The organism is Acinetobacter sp. SH20PTE14, from assembly GCF_021391555.1.
In the GTDB taxonomy this organism is placed as follows: domain Bacteria; phylum Pseudomonadota; class Gammaproteobacteria; order Pseudomonadales; family Moraxellaceae; genus Acinetobacter; species Acinetobacter amyesii.
This window is the reverse complement of sequence record NZ_CP090067.1, coordinates 2,687,674-2,714,231: the sequence shown is the minus strand read 5'-3', so window position 1 is coordinate 2,714,231 and position 26,558 is coordinate 2,687,674. Positions and strand designations below refer to the sequence as shown.

The following is a 26,558-nucleotide window of genomic DNA, read 5'->3' as shown; positions in this document are numbered from 1 at the left end:
TGTCATGTGCATCACACAGTATAATAATGCTATTGCACACACAGGATAGACCCATGCTGCCTTTATATATCACGAGCGGTGAACCCGCAGGTATCGGACCTGATATTTGTTTGAGCTTAGCCAATCGAATAGATGAAAGGCCACTTGTGGTTCTTATTGATAAAGATTTGCTGCTCAAGCGTGCTCAACAGTTAAAGCTCGAAGTTGAACTGATTGACTATGTTGGGCAGGAGGGTTCGGCAGCTCTAGGTCAGCTTTATGTGGAACATGTACCTGTAACTACACCTGTTATTGCAGGTCAGTTAGATGTGAATAATGCAGCCTATGTGTTGGAACAATTACGTCGTTCTGCAGATTATGCGATGTCTGGCAAAAGTGTAGGTGTTGCAACTGCACCTGTGCAAAAGTCGATTATTAATGATGCCGGTATCCATTTCAGCGGACATACGGAGTTTTATCAAGAATTTGCAGGCGTTGATCGTGTCGTGATGATGCTTGCGACCAAAACGCTCCGTGTCGCATTGGCAACTACACATTTACCGCTTCGTGATGTAGCCGATGCCATTACTCAAGAACGTTTGCATCAAGTCATTGATATTGTAATTCATGATTTAAAAACCAAATTTAAAAAAGATCATCCGCATATTTTAGTCTGCGGTTTAAATCCGCATGCGGGTGAAGATGGCTATTTGGGCATGGAGGAGATTGAAGTGATCAATCCGGTGCTAGAGCGTTATCGCGCTCAAGGGGTGAATATGAGCCTGAGCTTACCTGCTGATACCTTATTTACCCCTGAAAATTTAAAAGATGCCGATGCGGTTTTGGCGATGTATCACGATCAGGGCTTACCTGTGTTAAAGTCGCAGGGCTTTGGCGAAGCCATCAATATCACTTTGGGCTTACCGTTTATTCGGACTTCAGTGGATCACGGCACAGCACTGTCACTGGCTGGAACTGGTCTTGCTAAAAGTTCGAGTTTACAGGTGGCGGTTGATTTGGCTTTAGAATTAGCACGTGCGAAAAATAACGAAACTTAATAATAAAGGTTTGAATTTTATATGAATAATAGTAAAAAATTATCAAAAATAAAACAGGAAAATAACAAGATGCTTAGGGCGAAATCGATCATTCGCCCATTTTTTGGGATTGCGTTAGCGTTGATGCTGTCAGCATGCTCAACGCTCGCTACAGATCATCATTCTTGTGAATTAAAAGTATTATCGCTGCAAATTCCAAAACAGACGGAAGGATTTATACGTTTTGCATCACCGGCTGCCGTGGATGGCTTTAAACATAATCAGCAAAAATTTAATCAAGCGCTGACTGCGGTGCATAAAAAATATGCGAATCGTGGCGGTGCTGATAAAATGCTTCAAGATGGACAGGCAATCAATGCTAATATTGATCTGCTTGTACAGCATCAAAATAGCCTGAATGCGCTATATGAATATCAAATTCTTGTAAGTGAAACCATTCCAGGTATTCAAGCTGAATATAACATTCTGGCTGATATGATGGCTAGAGCAAACAATTCAGCAATTCAAGCAATGATTGCTAAAAATCAAGTCTTTATTGCGGGACGGGTGTTGGATTCTTTGCTGAATTTAACTGATGTGAATTCTATTCATCCAGACGATTTAGATGACTTTTTAGCAGATTTTGAAACTTTCAATATTTATTTGAAGGCTCAACTGAATGGTAATCCCGAACTGGGTGTAGAGCGCGTAAACAATGCTGAAATGCGTGAAAGTTTGCTCTCCATTCAGGCTGAAACTGAAGAAATGATGAAATCTGAAACAATGGCTTTGTTACAACAAAGAGAGCCATTGCTCAGTGTAATTAAAGCGGCTCGGGACAATGTGACCAAGTCCGAAGAAATTTTTGCTCGCTTGAGTGAATTTGAATCAAGTCAGTAATCGTTGTAATAAACCTATGCGGAGAATTTTATGTATCAAATTAATGCCCTAAACCCAAAAGATGAAGGGCATCACACGCGTAAGCGGTTTGGACAGAATTTCTTACATGATCAACGTGTTATTGCCAAAATTGTACGTTCGGTAAATCCGCGTACTGGTGACAATATTGTCGAAATTGGTCCCGGTCTTGCTGCGCTTACATCGCCTTTAATTGGGGAATGCGATGCTTTAACTGTGGTTGAGCTGGACCGTGACTTAGCCGCAGGTTTGCCGGGCCGTGTGCCGCATCCCGAGCGCTTGACCATTGTTGAAACCGACGCGCTGAAATATGACTTTACCGAGCTGTTTGCCGAAGGCCGTCCACTGCGTGTGGTTGGCAACTTGCCGTATAACATCTCGACACCGCTGCTGTTTCATCTCTTGGAGTTTGGCGACAAAGTCAAAGACATGCACTTCATGTTGCAAAAAGAAGTCGTGGACCGTATTACCGCTTCACCGAATACCAAAGAATACGGCCGTTTATCGGTGATGATTCAATACTTCTGCAAACCGACGTTTTTATTTGAAGTGCCGCCGGGTTCGTTTAATCCGCCGCCAAAAGTCACCTCTGCGGTATTCCGTTTAGAGCCTTATGCCGTTAAACCGATTGTGGCGAAAGATGAAAAAGCGCTTGCGCGTTTGGTTTCACATGTCTTTACTCAGCGCCGCAAGACCTTGCGTAACAGCTTAAAAGGCATGTTGGTTGAAGATGGTTTTGAAAATGCAGGGGTTGATCCAATGGCGCGTCCTGAAACCCTAACACTTGCAGAATTTGTCGCATTAGCAGATCAAATGGTGGCTTAAATAATTATGACTCGCTCTATTCGCTATAACTATGTCATTGGTGATGTTCAAGGCTGTTTTGAAGCATTAAAAGCTTTACTGAAAGAGATCAAGTTTGATGCAGACCAAGATTTTATATGGTTTGCCGGTGATCTCGTCGCACGGGGTGAAAACTCGGTAGGCGCTTTGCGGTTCATCAAAAAATTAGTGGATAGTGAAGTTGCGGCGACGGTACTGGGCAATCATGATCTGACTTTGCTGGCATGCGCTCGTGGTATTAAGGATATCAATCCTAAAGACAATATCGATGATGTGATTCACGCTTTAGAAAGTGATGATTTGATTGATTGGTTACGCAAGCAGCCGCTGTGTCTATTTCCGAATGAGCAAACCATTTTGACTCATGCGGGTATTCCTTTGAATTGGACTGCGCAGCAAACCGCAGACTTGGCAAAAGAGGTGGAAGCGGTGATTGGTCATGACGACTTTGATGTGGTTGATGCGTTTCTTCAAGTGATGTACGGTAAAGAGCCAAACCTATGGTCGGATGATTTGTCGGGTCATGCGCGCTTACGCTGTATTACCAACTATCTGACCCGCATGCGCTTAACCGATGCTGAAGGCCGTTTAGAGTTTAGTTTTAAAGACTCACTCGATGACCCTATGCCGAAGGGTTTTAAGCCATGGTTTGAGTTTGAGTCACAAGCAGCGCAGACCCATCAAATTCTTTTTGGTCATTGGGCGGCTTTGCAAGGAAAAAGCATTTCAGCAAAAATCCAAAATGTGGATGGCGGATGTGTCTGGGGCAATCAGTTGATGGCTTATCGTTTAGAAGATCAGCACATGTTTGCTGTCGATAATCCTGTGATGTAAGTATTTAAAAATAAAAAAGCCGCATTGATGCGGCTTTTTTATTGGTGTGAGGATTAGTCTAAACGAATCCAAGTTTGGTTACGGCCCAAGACTGAAACGCCAATACTTGCACGGATCGAAATACGTTTTCCTGTGCTGTTTAAGCGCACTTTAGCATCATAAACCTTGCCAGAAAGAGGGTCGATAATACGACCTTTTTCATAATTATTTGTATTATTAATTTGCTTTAAACCTTTAACAATTTCCATGCCGAGAATCGGTTGGTTGGTATAAGGCGCAGGGCACTTATTACAGTTTTTTTGCGGTGTATAGCCAGGACGTGGTGTAATTTTAATAATTTTACCGGTATAGGTATTATTGGATTCTTTGTGAATCGAAATAATCGCTTTGGCCGCTCCTGTTTTATCGTCAATTTGTTGCCACGTGCCAGTAATGTCATTTGCAAATGCGACATTCATCAATCCGAATGTGCAAAGGCTGAATAATATTTTTTTAAACATAATCGCTTTTCCCCTAGAAGCGTGATTTATGAGCACGTATGTTAGAAAGTTTACGAGAATAGTCAACTTTATTTTTAAAATAATTTGATTATCTTAGGCATAAAAAAACCGCCATGGCGGCGGTTTTTATAACATTGAACTTATTCTTGGCGAATCCAAGTTTGGCTACGACCGAGTGCTGATACACCCATATAGCCACGCAGCGTGAGACGTTTTCCGCTGGCATTTAAGCGAACTTTTGTGTCGTAAATTTTGCCAGAAAGTGGGTCAATAATACGGCCTTTGTCGTAATTATTGGTCCCTTCAACATGTTTTAAACCAGTTAACACATCAAGGCCTAAAATCGGTTTGTTTTTATAAGGTGCAGGGCAATTTACGCAGGTGTCACGCGGTGTATAGCCCGGACGCGGCGTTACTTTGATGATTTTACCCACGAATGTGCCATTACTTTCTTTACGGATTTCAATAATGGCTTTTTGTGAACCTGTTTTATCATCAATTTGTTGCCAAGTCCCTGAAAGGTCTTGAGCAAAAGCTGAACCACTCATTACAGCAGCTAAGAATAAGAGGCTCACTTTTAATTTTTTCATCAGATATTCCCTGTAGGTGGTTCACCTATATCAAATCAATTAACTGAATAAATTCAAAATTTATTCAGCGCGAATCCATGTCTGTGTACGACCAATCGCGGAAATCCCCAGATATCCACGTAAATGTAAGCGCTTACCATTGGCAGAAATTTTGCCTTTTAAGCTGTAAATTTTGCCTGCTAAAGGATCAATAATTTTTCCTTGAGAGTAGGTATTTTCACTTTCAAGTTTCAGCCCCTTAAATACATCCATCCCTAAAATAGGCTGGTTGGTATAAGGTGCAGGGCAATTCACACATTTTTCCTTTGGTGTATAACCCGGACGTGGCGTCACTTTGACAATTTTGCCGGTATAGGTGTCTTTGGCATCTTTTCGAATTTCGATCAGTGCTTTAGGCGAACCGGTTTTATCGTCAATTTGTTGCCAAGTCCCTGTAAGATCTTGAGCATAAAGTGCAGAGCTTGTGACTACAGCACCGAATAATGCAGCCCATTTCAAACTTTTTTCGATCATATTAATAATCCTTTATCAATACACTTTGTGAGGGTTTATTGATCATACTAGGTAATATCTGAACTTAGAGCAACTACTCTAAGCATAAATATTTACATTTTATTCGGGAAAGTTGACATGTTGCACAAAAGTGCCTTTACCAAAAATGTAACATCCACAGCACATCGTTCAATGTGTTGTGGTGTACCCTAGAATTTATATTAAGTTTATTTTTTATACAAAACAATCATTTAAAAGTGATTGCTCAGTCACATATTTTGTAGATAGAGTATGAAAGTTGGCAACCAGATTGCTGTGAATACTGCATTTACCGCCATGCCAAATGCCGCATAGCGCCCAGCAATGCTGCCGCGCTGCCAAGCTTGAGCTGTGCCAATCGCATGTGCAGCAAGTCCTAAGGCGAGTCCTGATGCACGTTCATCATGAATATTTTTGAGTATGATGGGTGAAAATGCTGCGCCAATCACCCCTGATAAAATCACAATCAAAATTACCAAAGGAATCGGGGAATGCAGCAGCGTGGCAATGTTGATGGCAATAGGGGTCGTCACAGCTCGTGTAGCGAAAGCCATAATGGTTGGATCAGACAGATGCAGTAAATAAGCCAGCCCCATAGGGAGGGCAACGGCACTGATACTGGCAAAGACTAAAATCCCGCCTACGGCTTTTAATGGTAAGTCATCGTAACGCATCGCTGCTAAAGGAATGGCTAGAGCCACCGTGACATAGCCGAGTAAGTTATTGAATAGTGGATTCACCTGTGTCATATAACTTTCATAGGAAATGCCAAACAGATAGAGCATACCAATGACGAAAAACATCCCAATCACAATCACGGGGATTTGCGGTAATTTTTTATTAATGGGTTTTGCTACAAGATAGGCGATCAGGGTAATGATGAATCCAGAGAGGATTGAAAGCATGTTGATTCTCCTTATAGCCATTTCTTAGACATTTTTGCGTAGACCCACAGCGGTATGAGGGTGCTGACAAAGAGAACAATCAAAAATATCGGAATTTCATCGCCTAAATGCATCATCATCAGCAATGAGCCTGCACTAATGGGTAAGAAGGCAAAGGCACTTTCTTTCATGATTTTATTATTGGTATCGACCAAGCTGGCTGGAATTTTGTTGAATTTTCTCCAAAATGAAAGCACGATCAAGAGGGCAATCAAACCGACTAGATTGCCTAATTCTGGGTGATTGAATTGCTTCATGACCCAGACCGCGCCTTCACGGAAAATAATAATTAATGCAATAGTGCCTATCCAGGCTTTCCAGTCGATACGCTTGATCCAGTCCATTTTTGTCTTTCGTTAAAATTATACTAATCAAGTTTTAACCGATTTAGTCTTTAATTTCAAATTCTTCAAGTGGACGTTGGAATTGTTGCGCACGCGTTCCCAAAATTTCTTTGATGGGTAAATGCGCCTGTTTAATCAGTTGTTCTAACTTATGCGGGGCAATGATGACGTGCAAAATTAAGTTGCCTTGTTCATCATAACTTTCATTTTGGATCACATTGAGCGCATACAGTTGTGTTCTTAATTTGCCATAAGCCGGTTTTAGACGGACTTCAAAGCTTTGAATTTGGCCCATCAAGCATTCTTGAACCGCTTGGCGTAATAAGGGAAGACCTTTACCACTATGTGCTGAGACATAGACACGTTCCGGCTGATGTGGCTTGCCATAGATGATTTTAGGATCTTCGCCACTGACATCAATTTTGTTATAAACGCGCAGAATCGGAACATCGACACCAATTTCTTTCAATACTTTTTCGACAGCCTCGATTTGTTCCATCATGTCAGGACTGCTGGAGTCAATGACATGTAACAATAAGGTCGCCTCCAACGTTTCTTCTAAGGTCGCTTTAAACGACTCGACCAGTGAGTGCGATAAATTACGCACAAAACCTACAGTATCTGCGAGAACTAAGTTGCCGATACCATCCCAATGTAGACGGCGTAAAGTTGGGTCAAGTGTCGCAAAAAGTTGGTCTGCTGCATAAACATCACTTTTTGCTAAATTATTAAATAAGGTCGATTTACCAGCATTGGTATAACCCACCAATGACACGGTTGGAACAGCAGCTTTTTGACGTGCAACACGACCTTGCATACGTGTTTGGCGGACTTTCTCAAGTTTCGCTTTAAGTTGTCCCATACGGAGCTTGAGTAGACGACGGTCAGTTTCCAGCAGGGTTTCACCCGGTCCACGTAGGCCGATCCCACCTTTTTGGCTATCGAGATCGCCACGACTACGAATCAGTCGTGAAGCCATATGTTGTAATTGAGCCAACTCAACTTGCAATTTACCTTCATAGGTACGTGCGCGTTGGGCAAAAATATCTAAAATTAATTCTGTACGATCGACCACACGACAACGCATGATGCGTTCAAGATTACGTGCTTGGGCAGGGGTGAGAGCATGGTCAAAGATGACCAATTCGGCTTCATATTCTGCGACTACTTCTGCAATTTCTTCAGCTTTCCCTGAGCCGATAAATAATTTGGCATCAGGCTTAATACGCTGAGCATGCACATGTTGCAAAATATTGGCACCTGCAGATTGAGCAAGTAAGTGGAATTCTTCGGCATCAAGGTCTGCAAGCATTTGTACTGCCACACTGACTAAAATTACGCGTTCACCGCTCGCTTGATGTTGATTTAAATTTTCCACTCAGCACACACTCCTGTTTAAAGATTCATTTTAGGCGAAAATGCAGTACGAGGGTTAATCTAAGTGAGGGATTAATGGCTAAGTTCTGTATGTCGTGCTATTCAATTAGAGAAAGCTTCGAAAGCTCAGCGCCAATAAGAAAAGCACACAAACATATATCAATGAAAAACCAGCAATGGCTTTTAACGCTTGCCATGAAGAAATAGGGGGATTGTCTGAATATGAATGATTCATAATTTTAACCTTTAAAACCGATATAAAAATAATATTTGATTTTTAAAAACGATTAAAATAGGGAAATATTATCTTCGACTTCGGTTTTTATGATCAATGCAAAAAAACTGTCTTCGGTATATGATGATGAAAATTTACGCCAAATTGTGGCACCGTGTCCTTTTAGTGAACCGTTTATGAATCAACCTCAAATCGTCAATACACCGCAAATTAATGTGTTTTCAAAATTTTATTTGTATTGTAAAAAAGTCGGTGCAGCAGCTGTTGCCGTGACGCAGGGTTTTTATTTGGTTTATCGTCATCAATTGTATAAAGACCCGAATAACCCGCAAAATACCCGCTATGTGCAGTATTTTTGTCGCAAGTTATGCAAAGTATTTAATCTTGAAGTCAAAGTGCATGGCGAAATTCCACGTCAACCAGCCCTTTGGGTAAGTAATCATATTTCATGGTTAGATGTGGCAGTTTTGGGTTCTGGCGCACGTGTTTTCTTTTTGGCGAAAGCTGAGATTGAAAAATGGCCGGTACTGGGTAATTTGGCGAAAGGCGGTGGCACCTTATTTATTAAGCGTGGTTCTGGCGACTCAATTAAAATTAAAGAACAAATTACGGGCTTCTTAAAACAAGATACGCCGGTACTCTTTTTCCCAGAAGCCACCACTTCAGATGGCAGCAAAATTAAAAAAATTCATGGTCGTATTTTAGGTGCGGCAATTGAAGCCGAACGTCCAGTCCAAATTTGCTTAATTTGCTATGTGAATCAGGACGGTGAACTCGATAATATTGCGCCCTATGTCGGAGACATTAGCTTTGATCGACATGTCAAAAATGTCTTAGAAATGCCGAAAGTCACAGCGCATCTGATGACATTGCCCGCAATTGATTCGGCAGGTCATACTGTTGACAGTCTGACACAAGAAGTGCAGCAAAAAATGAATCAAGGATTGGCAGAACTTCAAGCCAAAGTCCTTAAAGCGCCAGTTCCAGTTGAAGCTTAATGAATTAATGATTCAGGCTGCAAGGGGATGCCTTTGCAGCATAATCCTTACATAAAGCCTTCGAGCGGCAACCAAGAGATAAATTTCACCCCTGCTTTTTGCCACCACTTGATTTTCGGTTCACGTGGATAAATACGCGTTTGACCATTTGACAGCTTAATTTTCCAATTGATCTGTTGGTCTGCATTGAGCACTAACTTATAGGCATATTTACTCAAATTTTCATCCATGGTGTAGTGGACGGCTTTGGCTAAGCGTGGGCTATTCAGTAATACCCCAATTTCAGTATTTAAATATGCTGAGCGAGGGTCAAAGTTAAATGAGCCGATAAAGACTTGTTTTTCATCAATTGCCATCAGTTTGGCATGCAGGCTTGAACGGCTTAAACCTTTTAGACTAACTTTAGATTTTTCCGCCAACTCTTTGGTATTGGTGTTGAGGTTTTCTGCATCAGGTCTAGAGAGGAACTCATAGAGTTGAACATCGTGTTCCAAGAGGTCTTGACGATATTTGCTATAAAAAGCATGAACCAATGGCACGTCATTGGCCTGGAATGAGTTGGTCAAGACTCTGATTTTTACGCCATCTGCACGAAGGTTTTTTAGGCGTTCAGCCCCTTTTTTTTCTGGGACAAAGTAGGCTGAAACGATATCGACACTTTGTTCCGGTTTATCTAAACGGTTGAGGAGCTGAAAGTTGAGATGCTCTTCTTTTTTAGCCTTTGATTTGATTTTGCTCGGGGAGTCTTTGACCACTTCGGCTTTGACCCAGTCAAATTGGATTTTATTATTGAGCCAGTCATCAAAGGCATGTGAACGGTTAGCTAAGTCCAAATAATTGACCACAGTGGCTTCTTGGTTATAGTCATCGAGTTGTTGTTTGAGACTGTCGAAGCGCAAACTATAGTGGCGTGGATTGACCAATTGACGTACTGGAAAGGCATAATCATCATTCCAATATTCATCAAAAGAATGAATGATTTCATCGGATGCCGCACCGACCAACATGACGTCGACATCGGAAAATTGATAATTATCACTGACGTTATAGTATTGGTTACTCATATTGCGACCACCAATCAGAGCAATTTGATTGTCTGCAATAAAGCTTTTGTTGTGCATACGGCGATTGATGCGTTTTAGATCCAGTACCATATCGACAGGGCGGAAATGTCGGAAGCGGTACGGGTTATACAGTTTGACATCAATATTGGCATGTTGGTCGAGTGCCATATAAATACCTTCCATTTTTTTGGCATTGTTGTCATCGACCAATAAACGAATTTTGACCCCACGATCTGCAGCTTTGATCATGGCATGCAGGGCCAAAGCACCAATTTTGTCGTTATCCCAAATATAGTATTGTAGATCTAAACTTTTTTCGGCCTTATTGATCAGTTCGATTCGAGCCGCTAAGGCTTCTAATGGGTCATATAGAACATGATAACCAGTTAAATTAGGATTTTGTTCACGTAGCGGCAGCACAATTTTCGCAAGGCTAGTATCGTCAGTGGGAGTATTAAAGGCATATTCCACAGGTTGAGTTTGCTGTTTAGGCAAGGTACTACATGCAGATAAAGTCAAAACAAGGCTACAACTCAGCAAAACCGCCTTAGTGTGGTTGTGTATGAAGGGCAAATTTTGCTGTTTCGGTGTAGCTGAGTTCATACTGTTAGACATACTAAAAAATTTGATTTGAGTATAAGTGTCAGCTGTGAAAAGATAAATATAGTGACCGAGTTTTCTCGTTAGGCAAATTGTAGAGCAAATGTATGTGGGAATTAGATTCCGTAGTGATGTATTTTTATATCGGGTTGGCTGTGCTGGGCGTTTGGGCAATATCCCAAGCTTGGTTAAGTCAGTCGCGTACGGAAACGATTCATCCTTTTAAAGCCTTCGTACATTTGTTGGCATTTTATCTTTCTTATTTACTTATCCCTTTATTCTTCTTTAGCTTTTATGCGGGTTGGAGTGGCTATTATTCATTACATGAAGCGATTTTTGTCGGTGCTGTTACGGGGCTTTTATGCTATGCCCGATTTATCGAGCCGCACATGATTCAGGTGAAAAAATGTCAATATCAATTGCATGAAACACGACAATTATTAAAGCCTGTACGCATTGCTTTAATTGGTGATTTACACATTGGTTTATTTTCGGGCCATGAACGTCAGTTAAAAATGATCGTCGATAAAATCAATGCACAAAATCCTGATTTGGTCGTGGTTGCAGGGGATTGGACTTATGAGCCAGAAAATAAGTTAGCTGAAGAACTGGCTGTACTGAAAAAAATTATTGCTCCGATTTATTCGGTGAATGGAAATCATGATGAGCAATATCCCGGTCCGCCTATTCAAGCGTTGTTAAAGCATGCATTAGAAAGTAACCATGTGGTGGATATCGAAGGGCAAGTGGTGGAGTTTAATGAGTTTCGCTTATTAGGTGTTGGGGATTTGTGGGCTGGTAAAGCCGATATGCGCTATTTGCCAGAATTGCCACAGGATAAGCCTTGGATCATTTTGTCGCATAATCCAGATACAGTCGATATGGTGCCTAAACTTCCCGGACGACCATTGATGTTGTCGGGTCATACGCATGGCGGGCAGGTACAACTGCCATGGTTGACTGATTATGTAATGAAAAAAGTGTCCATTTTAGGCCATAAAAAAGGGCTATATCAGCATGACAATGCAGATGTCTTTGTCACTGTTGGTACGGGCATGGTTGGGGTGCCTTTTCGTTTTCTTGTGCCACCGACCATTGATATTATCGAGTTGGTTTAATCAAAAACTACCGTTCATTATCACTAACCGTTTGGTGACTGTACCTCTTGATGTAGAGCTACAAACCTTGTTTTGTTAATAAAATTCAATCGTGCCATTCATTTGCTGTTTGAAATTAAGTGAATGACCGTGTCTTGGAACAGATAAGGTGTATTGCTTAGTTGGATCTAAGTTGCTTTCATGAATAAAATCGAAATGATGTCAACTATAGAGTAGCTAATCAGGTCATTGACTCAATTTGAGATATAAAAAAGCCAGCAATAGGTGCTGGCTTTTTTATTATGTGCAGATTAAACCTGATTATTCACATCATCATTTTTAGTTTCGCGAATCATTAAGAATGCGATCAATGAAAGGATTGATGCTGCAGTTAGGTAGTAACCTACTGCATATAAACCATAGCCAGTTGCAAGTTTAGTTGCGATCAGTGGCGCGAAAGATGCACCAAAAATACCAGCCATGTTAAAGGTTAAAGCTGAACCTGTGTAACGTACAGACGTTGGGAAGATTTCAGACAATACCGTACCAATTGGACCATAGGTTAAACCCATGATCGCAAGACCGATACATAGGAATAAGAACACCATCGCAGTACTGCCAGACTCAAGCATGCTTGAGAAGACTAAGCCAAACAATGCAGATACAACACATACCGCAATCGAAGTCGTTTTACGACCAAATTTTTCAGCAAATACAGCAGAAAGTGGAATGAAGGCAGCGAAACAAAGTGTGGCAACCAGTTGAAGTTTTAAAAATTCTTCACGTGTGTAACCAAGCTGGGTTGTACCCCATTGTAAAGCGAATACTGTGGTTAAGTAGAACACAACGAATGTACAAATCGCGGCAATCGTACCGAGAATTAACATCCCCCAGTGCTTAGTGATCACTTCTTTGAACGGAATATTTACTTCTTTTTGCTTATCCAAAACTTTTTGGAACGCTGGTGTTTCATGTAATTTTAAACGAATCCACAGACCGACAATAACCAATAGCGCACTTGCAATGAATGGAATACGCCAACCCCATTGCATAAACTCAGCTTCAGACATGAAGTGACCTAAGGTCAAGAATGAGCCTGTTGCAAGAATAAAGCCGATTGGCGCGCCCAATTGAGGGAACATACCATACCAAGCACGTTTGCCTTCTGGCGCATTTTCAGTTGCAAGCAGCACGGCACCTGACCATTCACCACCTAAACCAAGACCTTGACCTAAGCGACAAAGTGCAAGCATGAGCGGAGCAGCGATACCAATTTGAGCATAGGTTGGAAGCAAGCCGATACATACCGTTGAAATCCCCATGGTGAGGAGAGCGGCAACTAATGTGGCTTTACGACCGATACGGTCACCTAAATGGCCAAAGAATGTTGCACCAATCGGGCGAGCAATAAAGGCAATCGCAAACGTTGCTAAAGATTGAATTGTTGCGGTTGTTGGATCTGTACTTGCAGGGAAGAACAGATGCGGGAAGATAATTACAGCCGCAGTTGCATAGATGTAGAAATCGAAGAACTCGATTGTGGTACCTACAAGACTTGCTGTAAGTACGCGGAATTTTGAATTTGTTGGTTGCTGTTCAGTGGCAGCAGCACTTGAAGACGCCATGGTGGACCTTACACTTACTAAAAATAATTGAACTTAGTTTTAAAAGCGTAATCTTTTTAAAAAAGGCGTAATTTCTTAAAAAAATACGAAATACCAACTTACGAACTGCGGAATTAGGGTCACTAAAGAATGCAGTGTCAGTGGGTTATATCACGTAGAGATAAATCGACAGGAAATGTGATCCTGCACCTATCAATACAAAAATATGCCAGATAGCGTGTGTATATCTTACCTTTTTTAAGGCATAAAACAATGCACCGATTGTATAAGATAACCCACCAATGATCAGGTAGGTTAAAGCTTGATCAGATAAAAAGCGTTGCATATCATCAATTACCAGTACTGCAAGCCATCCCATCACCAAATAGGCAATCAACGAAATCTTTTGAAAACGATGAATGAAAATTAATTTGAATAGTGTTCCAATTGCAGCAATGACCCACAGTGCAATGAGTAAATAATGCGCTTTTGCGGTAGGCAATGCGATTGCCAGAAACGGGGTGTAAGTACCTGCAATTAAATAATAGATTGCGGTATGGTCGAGCTTTTTGTACCAACCACGGCGCTCAGGAGACTCTGCGAAGTGATATAGACTCGAGGCTGAAAACAATAACAGCATACTGAATGCATACACCCAAAGTGCAAGCCATTGTCCATTTGGAAGGTATGATCCTTTTAAAATCAGTAGGATACCTGCGATGGCAGACAACGCTGCACCGAAAGCATGGGTATAGAAATTCAGTCTTTCTTCAGCTGGGTCATAAGCTAAAAGATGGGGAGTATTCATAACGTATCTTTTATAATAATTTAAATATACACATGTATAGTAATTCAATTTTGCTTTTGGGGTAAGAAGATTTAAAATTGTTTTGCAAATTAATAAATTTGTAGAAATTTTTTCAGGCGCTTTAAGCCAGATCAAAGAGACCGATCAATCTCTACATGTTGTAGATTTTGGTTCAGGTAAAGGCTATCTGACTTTTGCATTATATGATTATTTAGCAAAACACCAGCAAGTGCCTAAAGTGACAGGGGTTGAGTTGAATCCGAAAATGGTGGAATTTTGCCAAAGCGTTGCGCAGCAGTCAGATTTCAGCCAACTTGATTTTTTCCAAGGCGATGTTCGTACCTATGCGCCTGAGCGCTTAGATGTCATGATTGCGCTGCACGCCTGTGATGTGGCAACGGACTTTGCGATTCATACCGGTATTCGATTAAATGCGCAAATGATCATGTGCGCGCCGTGTTGTCATAAAGAACTGCGTCCGCAATTGAAAGCGCCGCAAGTACTTGCACCGATGTTGCAATTTGGTATTCATGCAGGCCAGCAAGCAGAGATGCTTACTGACACGATTCGTGCACTTTTATTGAAAGCATATGGTTATGAAACCAAAGTCTTTGAATTTGTGGCACTTGAACATACCAGTAAAAATAAAATGATCTTGGCAACCAAACGTGCAGACTATGTCGAACCTGATCAAGCGGTATTGGCGCAGATCCAAGCTTTAAAAGACATGTATGGCATTCAAAAGCATTCGTTAGAATTATTATTGAATGATCAATGGGACCAGCAAGATATTGGCTGTAAATGCTAAAGGATGAAGGGATGCAGCAGTTAAATATTCAATTTGGTCCGTGGGAGCAACTGGCATCTGCAGCTCGGCCGATACGTGAACAGGTCTTTATTTTAGAACAGCAGATATCGCCCGAAGATGAATGGGATGCAGAAGATGCGATTTCACTGCATTTTATTGTTCATGATGGGATGAAAGCTATTGCAACTGCACGTTTGTTGAAAAATAACAGTATAGGTCGTGTTGCTGTTTTAAAGGCTCATCGCGTTCAGGGTATTGGTAAAATCTTGATGCAAGCTATCATCGAACAAGCGAAATTAGGGCAACGTGAATATTTAAAACTATCATCACAAGTGCATGCTATACCGTTTTATGCAGCTTTAGGTTTTGTTGTTGAAGGTGATGAATATTTAGATTGTGGTATTCCGCATCAAGATATGTACATGGCTTTGGCTTAAATACGTAAAATTGGACATCTATAAATAAAAAAACGCTTAATATTTTAAGCGTTTTTTTATATAGATGAGGTCAAAGCTTAGTGACCATGATCATTCGATGCAGTAGGTTCAGGGCTCATGTCATCCATATGTGCATGTTGTTCTTCAGTCATATGCATATCTGCTGCAGTCGGCGCAGAAGCTTCACGAGCTGCTTGATCAGCTTGCGCCTTTTTCAACGCTTCTTCTGACATCACAGGGGCATTTTTAAATGCATGCTGTTGAGTATTGTCTTTTTTCTGTTGGCTAGGCATATAGTCTGGTTCATTGGTCACAGCAAGCCAGAAAATACCCATGAATAGCGCACCTAAAATACAGAAGATAATCAGTGCCTTCCAGCCCCACGGTGATTTTTCAGGAGAAGTATGATCAGTCATAACAAGCTACTCAATCGGATAAAAAGAAATCAAAAAACTTGTTACTTTATAACATAAAACAGATGAGAGTTCGCGTAAATTCTAGACTTGTTTGCAAACACGCGACTGCGAAGGAAAATAAAAAGGAGCCGAAGCTCCTTTTGATGTGATTGAACAGCAAAATTTGCATGCTCAAAATGAATTATTAAATCTGCTCAGCTTTCGCCACTTTGTCTTTCAGCAATTGCGGTGCTTTGAAGCGTTCGCCATATTTTGCTTCTAGTGTATTGGCACGAAGTAACGCTTTTTCCAAACCATATTGGTTTAAAAATTGAAGTGCACCACCTGTCCAAGGGGCAAAACCAATCCCGAAGATTGAACCGACATTGCCATCGACAGTCGATTCCAAAACACCTTCTTCTAGGCAGCGCAGCGTATCGAGCGACTGTACAAACAGGAAGCGGTCAATCATTTCCTGTTCAGAAATAGCATTATCTTTCTGCCATTTGCTCAAGCCATCCCAAAGGTGCTTTTTACCGCCTTCAGGATATTCATAAAAACCTGCGCCGGCAGCTTTACCTTTACGTCCGAACTCATGAATCATTGTCTGAATCACCTCATCCGCACCTGAACGTGGTAGGTCTTTGCCTTCGGCTTGCAAGGCTTTACGTGTCTCGGCCGCAACATGCTCAGAGAGTGTTAAAGACACTTCATCTTGTATGGCCAATGGACCTACAGGCATGCCGGCTTTCAGCGCAGCCATTTCAACGCGGGCAGGGTGCACGCCTTCAGCCAATAGACGTAAACCTTCTTGCACAAAGGTGCCAAAGACACGGCTGGTAAAGAAGCCACGGCTGTCATTGACTACAATTGGCGTTTTGCCAATTTGCTGCACAAAGTCAAAGGCTTTAGCCAAAGTTTCAGCCGACGTGTTTTTACCTTTAATAATTTCCACCAATTGCATTTTGTCGACAGGACTAAAGAAATGTAGACCGATAAATTTAGCTTGATCTTGAGATGCATTGGCCAAGCCTGAAATCGGCAAGGTTGAGGTGTTGGATGCAAAAATACCGCCATCTGCCAAATAGGCTTCTGCTTCTTGTGTCACTTTGGTTTTGAGTTCGACATTTTCAAATACCGCTTCAATGATCAAGTCGCAGCCTTTTAAGTCGGCAGCATCTGCAGTGGCATGTATCAGGCCTAAGACTTGATCACGTTTTTCTGCGCTTAGACGGCCTTGAGATACTTTTTTATCCAGCAGTTTTTGGCTATAGGCTTTGCCTTTTTCAGCAGCTTCTACAGAAACATCTTTGAGTACAACTGCAATGCCTTTCGATGCTGTGGCATAAGCAATGCCTGCACCCATCATGCCTGCACCCAAAATACCAACTTTGGTGGCTTGCCATTTCGCGACGTCTTTTGGACGGCTTGCACCTGACTTAATGGCATTGAGACCATGCCAAAAGGTGCCGATCATATTTTTAGAAATTTGACCAGTTGCAAGGTAAGTAAAGTAACGTGATTCAATCGTGAGCGCCGTATCGACATCCACTTGAGCGCCTTCAACCGCAGCTGACATAATGGCTTCAGGCGCAGGGTAACAGCCCTTGGTTTTGTCACGCAGCATAGCAGGGGCAATGGCGAGCATTTGCGCCACCGCTGGAGTCGATGGTGTGCCGCCCGGAATTTTATAGCCTTTTACATCATAGGGCTGCTGTGATTTTGGATTGGCTTTGACCCACGCAATGGCTTTGTCCATCAATTCTTCAAGGCTATCTGCAGTGTCTTGAATCAGCCCCAATGATTTGGCTTTTTCGACACCAATTTGTTTGCCTTCCATCAAGAGTGGAAATGCATTTTGCAGACCCAATAAACGGACCATACGTACAATACCGCCACCGCCTGGCAGTAAGCCTAAAGTTACTTCAGGTAAGCCAAATTTTGCCTTAGCATCATTCAGTGCGATTCGATAATGACAGCCAAGAGCTAACTCCCAACCACCGCCAAGCGCCGTGCCATTTAAAGCTGCAACAACAGGAATGCCACGGGTTTCGATATAACGCAGTTTGGCTTTCATCTCTTCAATCATATTGAAGAATTCAGTTGCATGCTCAGGTGTAGCTTGAATCAGTTCGTCTAAGTTGCCGCCGGCAAAGAAGGTTTTTTTTGCGGAACGGAAAATAATCCCTGCAATATTTTCATCTGCTTGCAGTTTGTCTACCGTTTCAGCCAGTGCCGTGCGGAAGTCTGCATTCATTGTGTTTGCGGATTGGTTTGGAGAATCTAAAGTTAAAATGACGATATTGTCGGCATTTTTTTCAAATTGAATTGCGCTCATTTTTATTCTCCTTATACCAACTCAATAATCGTTGCGATGCCCATACCGCCACCCACGCAAAGTGTTGCTAAACCGCGTTTTTTACCTTGGCGTTCCAGTTCATCCATCAGGGTGCCTAAAATCATGGCGCCTGTTGCACCCAGCGGATGTCCTAATGCAATTGCACCGCCATTCACATTGACTTTGGCAGGGTCAACCTTGAGTTCGGTAATAAAACGCATCACGACTGCTGCAAAAGCTTCGTTCACTTCAAATAGGTCAATATCATCAATGGTTAAGCCAGCTTTAGCTAAGGCTTTACGTGCAGCAGGTGCAGGGCCAGTCAGCATAATGGTTGGGTCTGCACCCACCAATGCAGTGGCAAGCACTTTGGCACGCGGTTTTAGGCCTTGTTCTTTGATCGCTTTTTCAGAGGCAAGCAATACTACGGCAGCACCATCAACAATGCCCGATGAGTTCCCTGCATGGTGTACATGGTTGACTGCGCCGACTTCAGGATATTTTTGCAAGGCAATGGCATCAAAGCCCATTTGCCCCATCATGGCAAAACTTGGGTTGAGCTTGCCTAAGCCTTCTGCTGTGGTCGTTGGTTTAATAAATTCATCTTTGGCTAAAACTGTCACGCCTGCTTTGTCTTTAACAGGAACGACAGATTGGTCAAAATAACCATTGGCTTGCGCTGCGGCGGCTTTTTGCTGAGAGTTGGCTGCAAAGGCATCCACATCTGCTCGGCTGTAACCGTCAATGGTGGCAATTAAATCGGCTCCAATGCCTTGTGGAATAAAGTCACAGGCCATATTGGTTTCAGGGTCAAGCGCCCAAGGACCGCCATCTGAGCCCATCGGCACACGAGACATCGACTCTACACCGCCAGCCACCACCAGATCTTCCCAGCCAGAGCGGACCTTTTGCGCAGCCATATTGACTGCTTCTAAACCTGAGGCGCAAAAACGGTTGATCTGAACGCCTGCAACATCATTATCCCAACCGGCTGCAATGGCTGCGGTTTTGGCAATGTCCGCACCTTGGTCACCAATGGGGGTCACGCAGCCCAGTACAATGTCGTCTACTGCAGCGGTGTCAAATTGATGTCGGTTTTGTAATTCGTTCAATAAACCGGTCAGTAGGCTAATCGGTTTAACGGCATGTAGTGAACCGTCTTTTTTTCCTTTGCCGCGCGGTGTGCGAATGGCATCAATGATGTAAGCCTCGCTCATAATCCTGTCCCTATGATCTATAAATTTTTATTGGTTTTTTGAGTGTACGGATTAATCAAGCCAGTGCAATGATGAGAACGGGTGAGTCGTTTGATATTTTTGGTCAACGCTTGCTGCTGAATAAGATAAAAATCAACCTGCATATTGAAAGCGAGGATCGGCTAAGATCAGTTGCTATCGATTCAGTACAAATTGAAGATCAGCTTATGCATAAAAATGTGAAGCGAGTGTTGAAAGGTCTGGCTTGGCTAGTACTAGTAGGCTGCTTAGGTTTTGTATGCATGATCGGTTTTTATATTTGTATGATTTATGGCATTCATCCCGCAGATGAGGGGACGGGCGGTTTAGCCTGTGAGTATGATCGAAATGATCATGTGACCAAGGCAGAAATGTATCGGATACAGGATGGCAAACGCGTGATCACGCCCGTCGATCCATTGCTTTGTCAAAAACAACGTGCAGATTTTCCGAAATAAAAAAACCTGATCGAGATCAGGTTTTAGAGAATGCTATTTTTGAATATTGCTTAATGATAACCATGTAATTGGCGATATAGGCCTGGTGTTACACCGGTCCACTTTTTAAATGCACGGTGGAAAGTACTGGTTTCACTAAAGCCGACTTGCTGTGCAACATCTTCAAGCGTTAAGTCTGGATTAAGCAATAAGTGAATTGCAGCATCTCGACGTAAAGCATCTTTTACACCTTGGTAGCTCTTACCTTCAGCGGCTAAACGACGACGTAGTGTTTGCGGAGATAGATACAGCATTGAAGCAACATCGTTCAATGTTGGCATTTCTTCGCCAATTTGACTCTTCAGCACATCACGGATACGAGATGTTAATGAATTGGTATTTTTAAATTTAACCAATAACTGTGCAGGAGCCGCTTTTAAGAATTCTTCAAGCGTTTCTTCGTTTTGACGAATGGGTAAATCTAAATAATCCGCTGCAAATGTAATTTCAGTTCGTGGTGTATCAAACTGCATGACAGGTGCAAAAAACAAGGCATCATATTCGTCAGCATGTTCAGGACGTTCATAACCGAAGTGAACACGCTCTAAAGGCAGACGACGTTCAATCAACCAAGAAGCGAGACCATGCCAAATCATCAGCATACTTTCTGTAATGAAATGGTCTGGGTCCATAGATTTCGGAATTTGAGGAACTAAACGTGCTTCGTGCTTATCACGTTCTAGTGTCACCGACCATTCATCACCAAACAGTTTGTAGAACTGCGAAGACAATTCGAGTGCATCACCGAGGGTTTTTGCATGAATAATCAATTGGCACATAATGGCAAAAGTACCCAAGCGGCGCGGTTGAATATCAAAACCGACATGTTCGTCTTGAGTCACCATCCACAACATTTTAATAAAACGTGTGTATTGTTCAGGTGAAATACGCGCTTTGGGTTGGCGTAGAAGTTCAGCCTCAATGCCAACATGAGACAATAAAGTTTCGACATCCATGCCGAGACGTTTCACACCAGTTAAGGCTGCGTTGACGAAATGGATACTGATCGTATCACGACTCATGTTTAATCCTTCAGTCTCTTTAATGTTCACAAATGTTTGACCTAAATGACGCTAAAAAAAGAAATCATGGCAATTTACAACAGCGGTTTTGCCATTTTTACATGGTAAATTGCCGAAACTATCAAGGTAAATGGCTGAACATGACATTGTTTTAATCATTTTATATTTCTACCATGGATAAAAAATCTACACAATTAGAGAAAAATATCCATGGAAGCTGCTTTAAAAGGATTGAAAGTACTCGACTTTTCGACATTACTCCCAGGGCCATTTGCGACCTTGTATTTGGCTGACATGGGTGCGGAAGTTGTGCATATTGAGTCACCGACGCGTCCCGATCTGGTTCGTTTGATGCCACCTTATGCCAATGGGCAAGCCACAGCGTATAGTTATTTAAATCGCAATAAACAATCCATCGCATTAGATTTAAAAGATCCGAAAAGTATTGAATTGATCAAAGCCAAAATTTCAGATTTTGATATTGTGGTAGAACAATTTCGTCCAGGTGTTATGCAACGCTTGGGTTTGGATTATGCAGATTTGGCCGAAATTAATCCGCGACTTATTTACTGCTCGATTACGGGTTATGGTCAAACCGGACATTACAAAGACCGCGCAGGGCATGACATCAATTACTTGGCTTTATCAGGCATTTCAGGTCATAGCGGACGCCAAGATAGTGGCCCGCCACCGATGGGGATTCAAATCGCCGATATCGCAGGCGGATCAATGCATGCGCTTACTGGCATCTTAGCTGCGGTGATTGAGCGTTACCGTAGCGGTTTAGGACAATATATTGATATTTCCATGACCGATTGTGCCGTAGCATTGAACAATATGGCTGCAGCTGGCGTATTGGCTGCCAATGCGGTAACCGCGGCAGAGACGGCACATCTGAATGGCGGAAGTTTCTATGACTATTATCGAACCCAAGATGGTCGTTATCTGTCTATAGGTGGTTTGGAGCCACAGTTTTTACATGGATTGGCGCAAATTCTAGATTTGCCCGCTTTAGCGACGCAAGGCATGTCATTTGATCCGCAAGACCAGACTGAAATTAAGCATGCAATTGCCCGAAAAATACTAACCAAAACATGGGCTGAGTGGAAAAAGATTTTTGCCTCTCAAGATGTCTGTGTGGAACCAGTTTTAAGTTTGGACGAAGCTCTAAATTCACAATTGGCCCAAGAGCGGCATTGGTGTGTTGAAGTTCCGCTACAAGAAGGCGACACAATGACACAAACTCAACTGGCATGTCCGATTAAATTTTCTAGATCAGCATTGATTTATACCCATGTGGGTAAAACTTTAGGTGCGGATAATTGGTTATGAATGGTATAAAAAAAGGTGATAAGTTAAACAATAAAGCCTTTAAAATCTCTTAATTAGATAAACATCTATGTAAATATTGAGAGTTGTTAACAAAAAAATAAATAAATTATACAAATGTGAGAGTATTATATGAACTATTAACACAATTGGTATATAGGTCTCCAAATGAAAATAGCTGTGAGTAAACTTGGATCTTTATATCTTAGCCTCGTAATAATGCTTGCGGGTTCAGCAACCCAAGCGGCAACTACTGCAGATGCTTTCAGTTCTGAAAGCCCATGGATGTTCGGTGATTGGAACGGTCAACGAACAGCGCTTCAACAGAAAGGTTACGATTTTAGTTTTAGTTATGGTGGCGAATTAGCCACTTTGTTAGATGCAAAGCATGCTTCTGGTCATGGCACTGAATATGCGGACCAATTCGCGATTGGTGCACATCTCGATTTAGAAAAAATTGCGGGTTGGAAAGATACCGAAGCACAAATCAATATCACTGAACGTAATGGTCGTTCATTGTCTCAAACTTCAGATGCATTAAATGGTCATTTAAGTGCAACACAAGAAGTGTGGGGTCGTGGTCAAACTTGGCGTTTGACTGATTTTTGGATCAAGAAAAAATTCTTAGACCAAAAATTAGATATTAAAGTCGGTCGTTTCGGTGAAGGTGAAGATTTCAACAGCTTTGACTGTGACTTTCAAAACTTAGCACTTTGTGGCTCACAAGTGGGTAACTGGGTCGGTGACCAATGGTACAACTGGCCAGTCAGCCAATGGGCTGCTCGCGTGAAATATAACATTCAGCCTGAACTCTACGCACAAGTCGGGGTTTATGAATACAACCCTGAAAATCTAAAACGTGGTAAAGGTTGGAACTTGAGTACTGATGGTTCTAAAGGTGCGATTATTCCTGCTGAAGTGGTGTGGACTCCAAAAGTGGGGACACAAAAGCTACCGGGTGAATACCGTGCAGGTTACTACTACAGTACCGCTGATGCCGATGTCATTGATAGCGCAGTAAATGAAAAAGATCACCATCAAGGTGGTTGGATTGTGGCGAAACAACAACTGACAGCACACAAAGACGATGCCTCACGTGGCTTAAGCGGTTTTGTGAATGTGACTGTGCATGACTCAGACACCAACAATGTGAGTGATATGCAAAACATTGGCTTGGTATACAAAGGCGCATTCGATGCACGTCCTCAAGATGAAATCGCGATTGGCTTAGGTCGTATCAGCATTAATGATGATGTGAATGACGCCAATATTGCCAATAACAGCGTTGATGCACGCGGTCTACAAAGTGAAGAGTATGACGCAGAAATTTACTACGGTATTCATGCGGCAAACTGGCTAACTATTCGTCCTAATATTCAATATATCCGTCACGTCGGTGCTTACAAAAATGGTGAGAATGCGTGGGTCGGCGGTATCAAATTTCAAACAGCATTTTAATTGATGTCCAATTAGAGTTCTTATAAAAGCAATTCGGTAATTCTGAGAAAAATTACGATATTTCCCCTTGAATTGTTTTTGTAACAACTTCTCTTTGCGACATAAAAACGGTGGTGTGTTGAATGTGTTTCACGCACCAAATACAACATTCGACAATAGAGGTGGTCAACATGAGCAACCCATCTACTGGAACTGGGATGCGAACATTTACCGTCGTTGTGATGGCAATTTTCGCCTTAGTTCTATTGATTGGTGGTATCTGGCTGGCAGTCCTTGGCGGTTCTTGGTACTACATTATCGCCGGCCTGTTAATGCTGGCTTCAGCAATATACTTAAGAAAAATTCAAAACAGTTCTTTATACATTTATGCAGCGTTGATGCTGGGTACAGTGATTTGGGGACTTTGGGAGGCAGGTTCTGACTTTTGGGCACTTGCACCGCGTTTTGATATTTTAGGCTTATTGGGCCTTTGGTTACTGATTCCTGCCGTGACACGCGGTATGGAAAATGGCAAAACTGCGAAAATTGCATTATCAGGCACACTGGTGATTGCGATTATCGTGATGATCTATTCAATTTTTAATGATCCGCAAGAAATTCACGGTGAAATTAAAAATGCACAACCTCAAACAGCCAAAGCGATTGAGGGTATTGCTCCTGAAGATTGGCCTGCCTATGGTCGTACACAAGGTGGTGTACGTTATTCTCCACTCACCCAAATCAATAGCGACAACGTTAAAGATTTAGAAGTAGCGTGGACTTTCCGTACAGGTGAGTTACCAACAGAAAATGACTCAGGTGAAACCACAAACCAAGTCACTCCGATTAAAGTCGGCAATGACATGTTTATGTGTACAACTCACCAACGTTTAATTGCACTTGATCCTGCGACAGGTAAACAAAAATGGGCATTCGATCCTAAACTTAAAGCGGACAATACCTATCAACATTTAACATGTCGTGGTGTGTCTTATTTTGATGCAGCAAATACCACTCAGTTTGCAAAAAGCTTAGAGAACAAACGCTCGACTTCAACTGAATGTCCGCGCAAAGTGATCTTGCCTGTAAATGATGGTCGATTGGTTGCAGTCAATGCTGACACAGGTAAAGCATGTAGTGATTTTGGTCATAATGGCGAAGTCGATCTACAAAAAGATATGCCTTATCCGTATCCGGGCGGTTATATCCCAACTTCACCTCCAGTGGTTACTGGCACAACCATTGTGATTGGCGGTTCAACAACTGATAACTTCTCGACTAAAGAGCCATCTGGTGTCATCCGTGGTTATGATGTTAATACTGGTGAATTATTGTGGATCTTTGATACAGGGGCGCAAGATCCAAATGCCATGCCAGGCGAAGGTCAAAAATACTCTGTAGCCTCACCGAATGCATGGGCACCTTTAGCATATGACGAAAAACTTGACATCGTTTATGTGCCAACAGGTGTAGGCACACCAGACATTTTTGGTGGTCACCGTACGCCATTAGATGAACGCTATGCAAACTCAATGTTGGCATTAAATGCATCAACAGGTAAATTAATTTGGAATTTCCAAACCACACATCATGATTTGTGGGATATGGATGTACCATCACAACCTTCATTGGCAGATATCAAAGATAAATCAGGTAATACTGTTCCTGCGATCTATGTCTTAACCAAAACAGGTAATGCATTCGTCCTTGACCGTCGTACCGGTAAAGCGATTGTGCCAATCACCGAAAAAGCAGTTCCACAAACTGTAAAACGTGGTCCACAAACTAAAGGTGAGCATTATTCTGCAACTCAACCGTTCTCTGATTTTGATTTAGCACCAAAAGATAAATTGACTGATAAACAAATGTGGGGTGCCACTATGTTTGACCAGTTGATGTGTCGTGTGTATTTCAAATCATTAAACTACGACGGTATTTATACACCACCATCTGAAAATGGCACATTAGTATTCCCAGGTAACCTTGGGGTATTTGAATGGGGTGGTATGTCGGTGAACCAAGACCGTCAAGTTGCTGTGATGAACCCAATTGGCTTGCCATTTGTCACTAAGTTGATTCCTACAGATCCAAACCGTGAGCAAACTGCGAAAGGTGCGGGTACTGAACAAGGCGTGCAACCGATGTATGGCGTACCTTATGGTGTGGAAATCAAAGCATTCTTGTCACCACTTGGCTTACCTTGTAAACAACCTTCATGGGGCTTTACTGCAGGTGTAGATTTAAATACACATGAAGTAGTCTGGAAAAAACGTATAGGTACAATTCGTGACAGTTTACCGAAATTGTTCCAATTACCTGCTGTGAAAATTGGTGTACCGGGTCTTGGTGGATCAATCTCGACTGCTGGTAATGTCATGTTTGTAGGCGCAACACAAGATAACTATATCCGTGCAATTAATGTAACGAATGGTGATACTTTGTGGGAAGGTCGTCTACCAGCAGGTGGTCAAGCGACTCCAATGACTTATGAAGCAAATGGTAAACAATATGTTGTGATCATGGCTGGTGGTCATGGTTCATTTGGTACAAAACTTGGTGATTACCTTGTTGCGTATGCTTTGCCAGATAAAAAATAAGTGATTTTACATCGCTAAGTAAAAAGCCCGATTTATCGGGCTTTTTATTGGCTTAAATTCTTTATGTAAATTTATGCTAAGTAATAGAAAAATAATTCAATATATTAATAAATAAAAAGTAAAGGACCGAAATCCGCTATATTAGTGAAATTGCGACAGT

Annotated in this window: 24 protein-coding genes and 1 pseudogene; 12 read left to right on the top strand and 13 right to left on the bottom strand. The window is 42.0% G+C overall.

All coding sequences use genetic code 11. The annotated features are described in order from the left end of the window. Positions 1-53: 53 nt before the first annotated feature. The 4 genes from pdxA (at position 54) to LXF01_RS13240 (ending at position 3,611) form a co-directional block, all read left to right on the top strand. Entirely contained in the window at positions 54-1,037 is a 984-nt protein-coding gene (gene pdxA / locus LXF01_RS13255; protein ID WP_111884997.1) for a 4-hydroxythreonine-4-phosphate dehydrogenase PdxA, read from the top strand. A gap of 69 nt (positions 1,038-1,106) precedes the next feature. Then, on the top strand, positions 1,107-1,916 hold the full coding sequence (locus tag LXF01_RS13250) for a pilus assembly protein PilJ (protein ID WP_233944526.1): 810 nt from the start codon (positions 1,107-1,109) through the stop codon (positions 1,914-1,916). A 30-nt stretch (positions 1,917-1,946) separates the two neighbouring features. After that, positions 1,947-2,759, top strand: coding sequence for a 16S rRNA (adenine(1518)-N(6)/adenine(1519)-N(6))-dimethyltransferase RsmA (gene rsmA, locus LXF01_RS13245; protein WP_078190111.1), 813 nt, complete (start codon positions 1,947-1,949; stop codon positions 2,757-2,759). Positions 2,760-2,765: 6 nt separating this feature from the next. Beyond that, positions 2,766-3,611, top strand: a complete 846-nt coding sequence (locus LXF01_RS13240) for a symmetrical bis(5'-nucleosyl)-tetraphosphatase (RefSeq protein ID WP_180085435.1) — start codon at positions 2,766-2,768, stop codon at positions 3,609-3,611. Positions 3,612-3,664: 53 nt separating this feature from the next. Here LXF01_RS13240 and LXF01_RS13235 read toward each other — a convergent pair whose 3' ends face one another. The 6 genes from LXF01_RS13235 to hflX form a co-directional block, all read right to left on the bottom strand. After that, positions 3,665-4,111 carry a DUF2147 domain-containing protein gene (locus LXF01_RS13235; protein ID WP_180024993.1) on the bottom strand — a complete coding sequence of 149 codons (447 nt, stop codon included), beginning with the start codon at positions 4,109-4,111 and terminating at the stop codon, positions 3,665-3,667. A gap of 140 nt (positions 4,112-4,251) precedes the next feature. After that, positions 4,252-4,701: a DUF2147 domain-containing protein gene (locus LXF01_RS13230; protein ID WP_078190108.1), complete on the bottom strand. Its 450-nt coding sequence runs from the start codon at positions 4,699-4,701 to the stop codon at positions 4,252-4,254. Positions 4,702-4,761: 60 nt separating this feature from the next. Continuing rightward, positions 4,762-5,214 carry a DUF2147 domain-containing protein gene (locus tag LXF01_RS13225; protein WP_111884999.1) on the bottom strand — a complete coding sequence of 151 codons (453 nt, stop codon included), beginning with the start codon at positions 5,212-5,214 and terminating at the stop codon, positions 4,762-4,764. 248 nt (positions 5,215-5,462) lie between these two features. Continuing rightward, a complete protein-coding gene (locus tag LXF01_RS13220) occupies positions 5,463-6,137 on the bottom strand; it encodes an LrgB family protein (protein ID WP_180050323.1) in 675 nt (224 codons plus the stop codon). Between the two features lie 11 nt (positions 6,138-6,148). Then, positions 6,149-6,520 carry a hypothetical protein gene (locus LXF01_RS13215; RefSeq protein ID WP_233944525.1) on the bottom strand — a complete coding sequence of 124 codons (372 nt, stop codon included), beginning with the start codon at positions 6,518-6,520 and terminating at the stop codon, positions 6,149-6,151. 43 nt (positions 6,521-6,563) lie between these two features. Continuing rightward, on the bottom strand, positions 6,564-7,898 hold the full coding sequence (gene hflX, locus LXF01_RS13210) for a ribosome rescue GTPase HflX (protein WP_180060232.1): 1,335 nt from the start codon (positions 7,896-7,898) through the stop codon (positions 6,564-6,566). A gap of 410 nt (positions 7,899-8,308) precedes the next feature. Here hflX and LXF01_RS13205 point away from each other — a divergent pair, with 410 nt between their 5' ends. Further along, a complete protein-coding gene (locus LXF01_RS13205) occupies positions 8,309-9,130 on the top strand; it encodes a lysophospholipid acyltransferase family protein (RefSeq protein WP_180026730.1) in 822 nt (273 codons plus the stop codon). Between the two features lie 47 nt (positions 9,131-9,177). Here the strand turns inward: LXF01_RS13205 and LXF01_RS13200 are convergent, their stop codons facing one another. After that, on the bottom strand, positions 9,178-10,797 hold the full coding sequence (locus tag LXF01_RS13200; RefSeq protein ID WP_233944524.1) for a phospholipase D family protein: 1,620 nt from the start codon (positions 10,795-10,797) through the stop codon (positions 9,178-9,180). Positions 10,798-10,901: 104 nt separating this feature from the next. Between LXF01_RS13200 and LXF01_RS13195 the strand changes: the two genes are divergently transcribed. Further along, positions 10,902-11,912, top strand: coding sequence for a metallophosphoesterase (locus LXF01_RS13195; protein WP_180050311.1), 1,011 nt, complete (start codon positions 10,902-10,904; stop codon positions 11,910-11,912). Between the two features lie 290 nt (positions 11,913-12,202). Here the strand turns inward: LXF01_RS13195 and LXF01_RS13190 are convergent, their stop codons facing one another. Together LXF01_RS13190 and trhA are read right to left on the bottom strand one after the other, a co-directional pair. Next, positions 12,203-13,516, bottom strand: a complete 1,314-nt coding sequence (locus LXF01_RS13190) for an MFS transporter (RefSeq protein WP_078194265.1) — start codon at positions 13,514-13,516, stop codon at positions 12,203-12,205. A gap of 145 nt (positions 13,517-13,661) precedes the next feature. Beyond that, complete coding sequence (trhA, locus tag LXF01_RS13185) at positions 13,662-14,303, bottom strand: PAQR family membrane homeostasis protein TrhA (protein WP_233944523.1); 642 nt, start codon at positions 14,301-14,303, stop codon at positions 13,662-13,664. Positions 14,304-14,388: 85 nt separating this feature from the next. On the opposite strand from trhA, the pseudogene LXF01_RS13180 reads away from it, so the two are divergent. Together LXF01_RS13180 and LXF01_RS13175 are read left to right on the top strand one after the other, a co-directional pair. Continuing rightward, positions 14,389-15,111: pseudogene (locus LXF01_RS13180) on the top strand (class I SAM-dependent methyltransferase); the annotation flags it as partial. Between the two features lie 11 nt (positions 15,112-15,122). Then, the gene (locus LXF01_RS13175; protein WP_233944522.1) at positions 15,123-15,548 is read left to right on the top strand and encodes a GNAT family N-acetyltransferase; all 426 of its coding nucleotides are present in this window, start codon (positions 15,123-15,125) and stop codon (positions 15,546-15,548) included. 77 nt (positions 15,549-15,625) lie between these two features. Here the strand turns inward: LXF01_RS13175 and LXF01_RS13170 are convergent, their stop codons facing one another. The 3 genes from LXF01_RS13170 to LXF01_RS13160 all read right to left on the bottom strand — a co-directional run bounded on the left by LXF01_RS13170 (position 15,626) and on the right by LXF01_RS13160 (position 19,498). After that, entirely contained in the window at positions 15,626-15,964 is a 339-nt protein-coding gene (locus LXF01_RS13170; protein ID WP_078190097.1) for a hypothetical protein, read from the bottom strand. Between the two features lie 184 nt (positions 15,965-16,148). Beyond that, positions 16,149-18,281: a 3-hydroxyacyl-CoA dehydrogenase NAD-binding domain-containing protein gene (locus LXF01_RS13165; protein WP_233944521.1), complete on the bottom strand. Its 2,133-nt coding sequence runs from the start codon at positions 18,279-18,281 to the stop codon at positions 16,149-16,151. Between the two features lie 11 nt (positions 18,282-18,292). Beyond that, entirely contained in the window at positions 18,293-19,498 is a 1,206-nt protein-coding gene (locus LXF01_RS13160; protein ID WP_111885008.1) for an acetyl-CoA C-acetyltransferase, read from the bottom strand. Positions 19,499-19,566: 68 nt separating this feature from the next. Here LXF01_RS13160 and LXF01_RS13155 point away from each other — a divergent pair, with 68 nt between their 5' ends. Beyond that, positions 19,567-19,974 (top strand): hypothetical protein, encoded by a 408-nt coding sequence (locus tag LXF01_RS13155; RefSeq protein WP_233944520.1) that lies wholly within the window; start codon positions 19,567-19,569, stop codon positions 19,972-19,974. A gap of 50 nt (positions 19,975-20,024) precedes the next feature. On the opposite strand, the gene LXF01_RS13150 is transcribed toward LXF01_RS13155, so the two are convergent. Further along, positions 20,025-21,035 carry an AraC family transcriptional regulator gene (locus LXF01_RS13150; protein WP_078190094.1) on the bottom strand — a complete coding sequence of 337 codons (1,011 nt, stop codon included), beginning with the start codon at positions 21,033-21,035 and terminating at the stop codon, positions 20,025-20,027. A 210-nt stretch (positions 21,036-21,245) separates the two neighbouring features. Here LXF01_RS13150 and LXF01_RS13145 point away from each other — a divergent pair, with 210 nt between their 5' ends. The 3 genes from LXF01_RS13145 (at position 21,246) to LXF01_RS13135 (ending at position 26,398) form a co-directional block, all read left to right on the top strand. Then, positions 21,246-22,367, top strand: coding sequence for a CaiB/BaiF CoA transferase family protein (locus tag LXF01_RS13145; protein ID WP_233944519.1), 1,122 nt, complete (start codon positions 21,246-21,248; stop codon positions 22,365-22,367). 216 nt (positions 22,368-22,583) lie between these two features. Then, positions 22,584-23,822, top strand: coding sequence for a carbohydrate porin (locus LXF01_RS13140; protein WP_233945479.1), 1,239 nt, complete (start codon positions 22,584-22,586; stop codon positions 23,820-23,822). Positions 23,823-23,992: 170 nt separating this feature from the next. Then, a complete protein-coding gene (locus tag LXF01_RS13135) occupies positions 23,993-26,398 on the top strand; it encodes a glucose/quinate/shikimate family membrane-bound PQQ-dependent dehydrogenase (protein WP_233944518.1) in 2,406 nt (801 codons plus the stop codon). Positions 26,399-26,558: the final 160 nt, after the last annotated feature.

Coding starts and splice junctions, on each gene's coding strand:
- pdxA (WP_111884997.1), top strand. CDS start 54: ATGCTGCCTTTATATATCACGAGCGGTGAACCCGCAGGTATCGGACCT.
- LXF01_RS13250 (WP_233944526.1), top strand. CDS start 1,107: ATGCTTAGGGCGAAATCGATCATTCGCCCATTTTTTGGGATTGCGTTA.
- rsmA (WP_078190111.1), top strand. CDS start 1,947: ATGTATCAAATTAATGCCCTAAACCCAAAAGATGAAGGGCATCACACG.
- LXF01_RS13240 (WP_180085435.1), top strand. CDS start 2,766: ATGACTCGCTCTATTCGCTATAACTATGTCATTGGTGATGTTCAAGGC.
- LXF01_RS13235 (WP_180024993.1), bottom strand. CDS start 4,111: ATGTTTAAAAAAATATTATTCAGCCTTTGCACATTCGGATTGATGAAT.
- LXF01_RS13230 (WP_078190108.1), bottom strand. CDS start 4,701: ATGAAAAAATTAAAAGTGAGCCTCTTATTCTTAGCTGCTGTAATGAGT.
- LXF01_RS13225 (WP_111884999.1), bottom strand. CDS start 5,214: ATGATCGAAAAAAGTTTGAAATGGGCTGCATTATTCGGTGCTGTAGTC.
- LXF01_RS13220 (WP_180050323.1), bottom strand. CDS start 6,137: ATGCTTTCAATCCTCTCTGGATTCATCATTACCCTGATCGCCTATCTT.
- LXF01_RS13215 (WP_233944525.1), bottom strand. CDS start 6,520: ATGGACTGGATCAAGCGTATCGACTGGAAAGCCTGGATAGGCACTATT.
- LXF01_RS13205 (WP_180026730.1), top strand. CDS start 8,309: ATGAATCAACCTCAAATCGTCAATACACCGCAAATTAATGTGTTTTCA.
- LXF01_RS13200 (WP_233944524.1), bottom strand. CDS start 10,797: ATGAACTCAGCTACACCGAAACAGCAAAATTTGCCCTTCATACACAAC.
- LXF01_RS13195 (WP_180050311.1), top strand. CDS start 10,902: ATGTGGGAATTAGATTCCGTAGTGATGTATTTTTATATCGGGTTGGCT.
- LXF01_RS13190 (WP_078194265.1), bottom strand. CDS start 13,516: ATGGCGTCTTCAAGTGCTGCTGCCACTGAACAGCAACCAACAAATTCA.
- trhA (WP_233944523.1), bottom strand. CDS start 14,303: ATGAATACTCCCCATCTTTTAGCTTATGACCCAGCTGAAGAAAGACTG.
- LXF01_RS13175 (WP_233944522.1), top strand. CDS start 15,123: ATGCAGCAGTTAAATATTCAATTTGGTCCGTGGGAGCAACTGGCATCT.
- LXF01_RS13170 (WP_078190097.1), bottom strand. CDS start 15,964: ATGACTGATCATACTTCTCCTGAAAAATCACCGTGGGGCTGGAAGGCA.
- LXF01_RS13165 (WP_233944521.1), bottom strand. CDS start 18,281: ATGAGCGCAATTCAATTTGAAAAAAATGCCGACAATATCGTCATTTTA.
- LXF01_RS13160 (WP_111885008.1), bottom strand. CDS start 19,498: ATGAGCGAGGCTTACATCATTGATGCCATTCGCACACCGCGCGGCAAA.
- LXF01_RS13155 (WP_233944520.1), top strand. CDS start 19,567: ATGATGAGAACGGGTGAGTCGTTTGATATTTTTGGTCAACGCTTGCTG.
- LXF01_RS13150 (WP_078190094.1), bottom strand. CDS start 21,035: ATGAGTCGTGATACGATCAGTATCCATTTCGTCAACGCAGCCTTAACT.
- LXF01_RS13145 (WP_233944519.1), top strand. CDS start 21,246: ATGGAAGCTGCTTTAAAAGGATTGAAAGTACTCGACTTTTCGACATTA.
- LXF01_RS13140 (WP_233945479.1), top strand. CDS start 22,584: ATGCTTGCGGGTTCAGCAACCCAAGCGGCAACTACTGCAGATGCTTTC.
- LXF01_RS13135 (WP_233944518.1), top strand. CDS start 23,993: ATGAGCAACCCATCTACTGGAACTGGGATGCGAACATTTACCGTCGTT.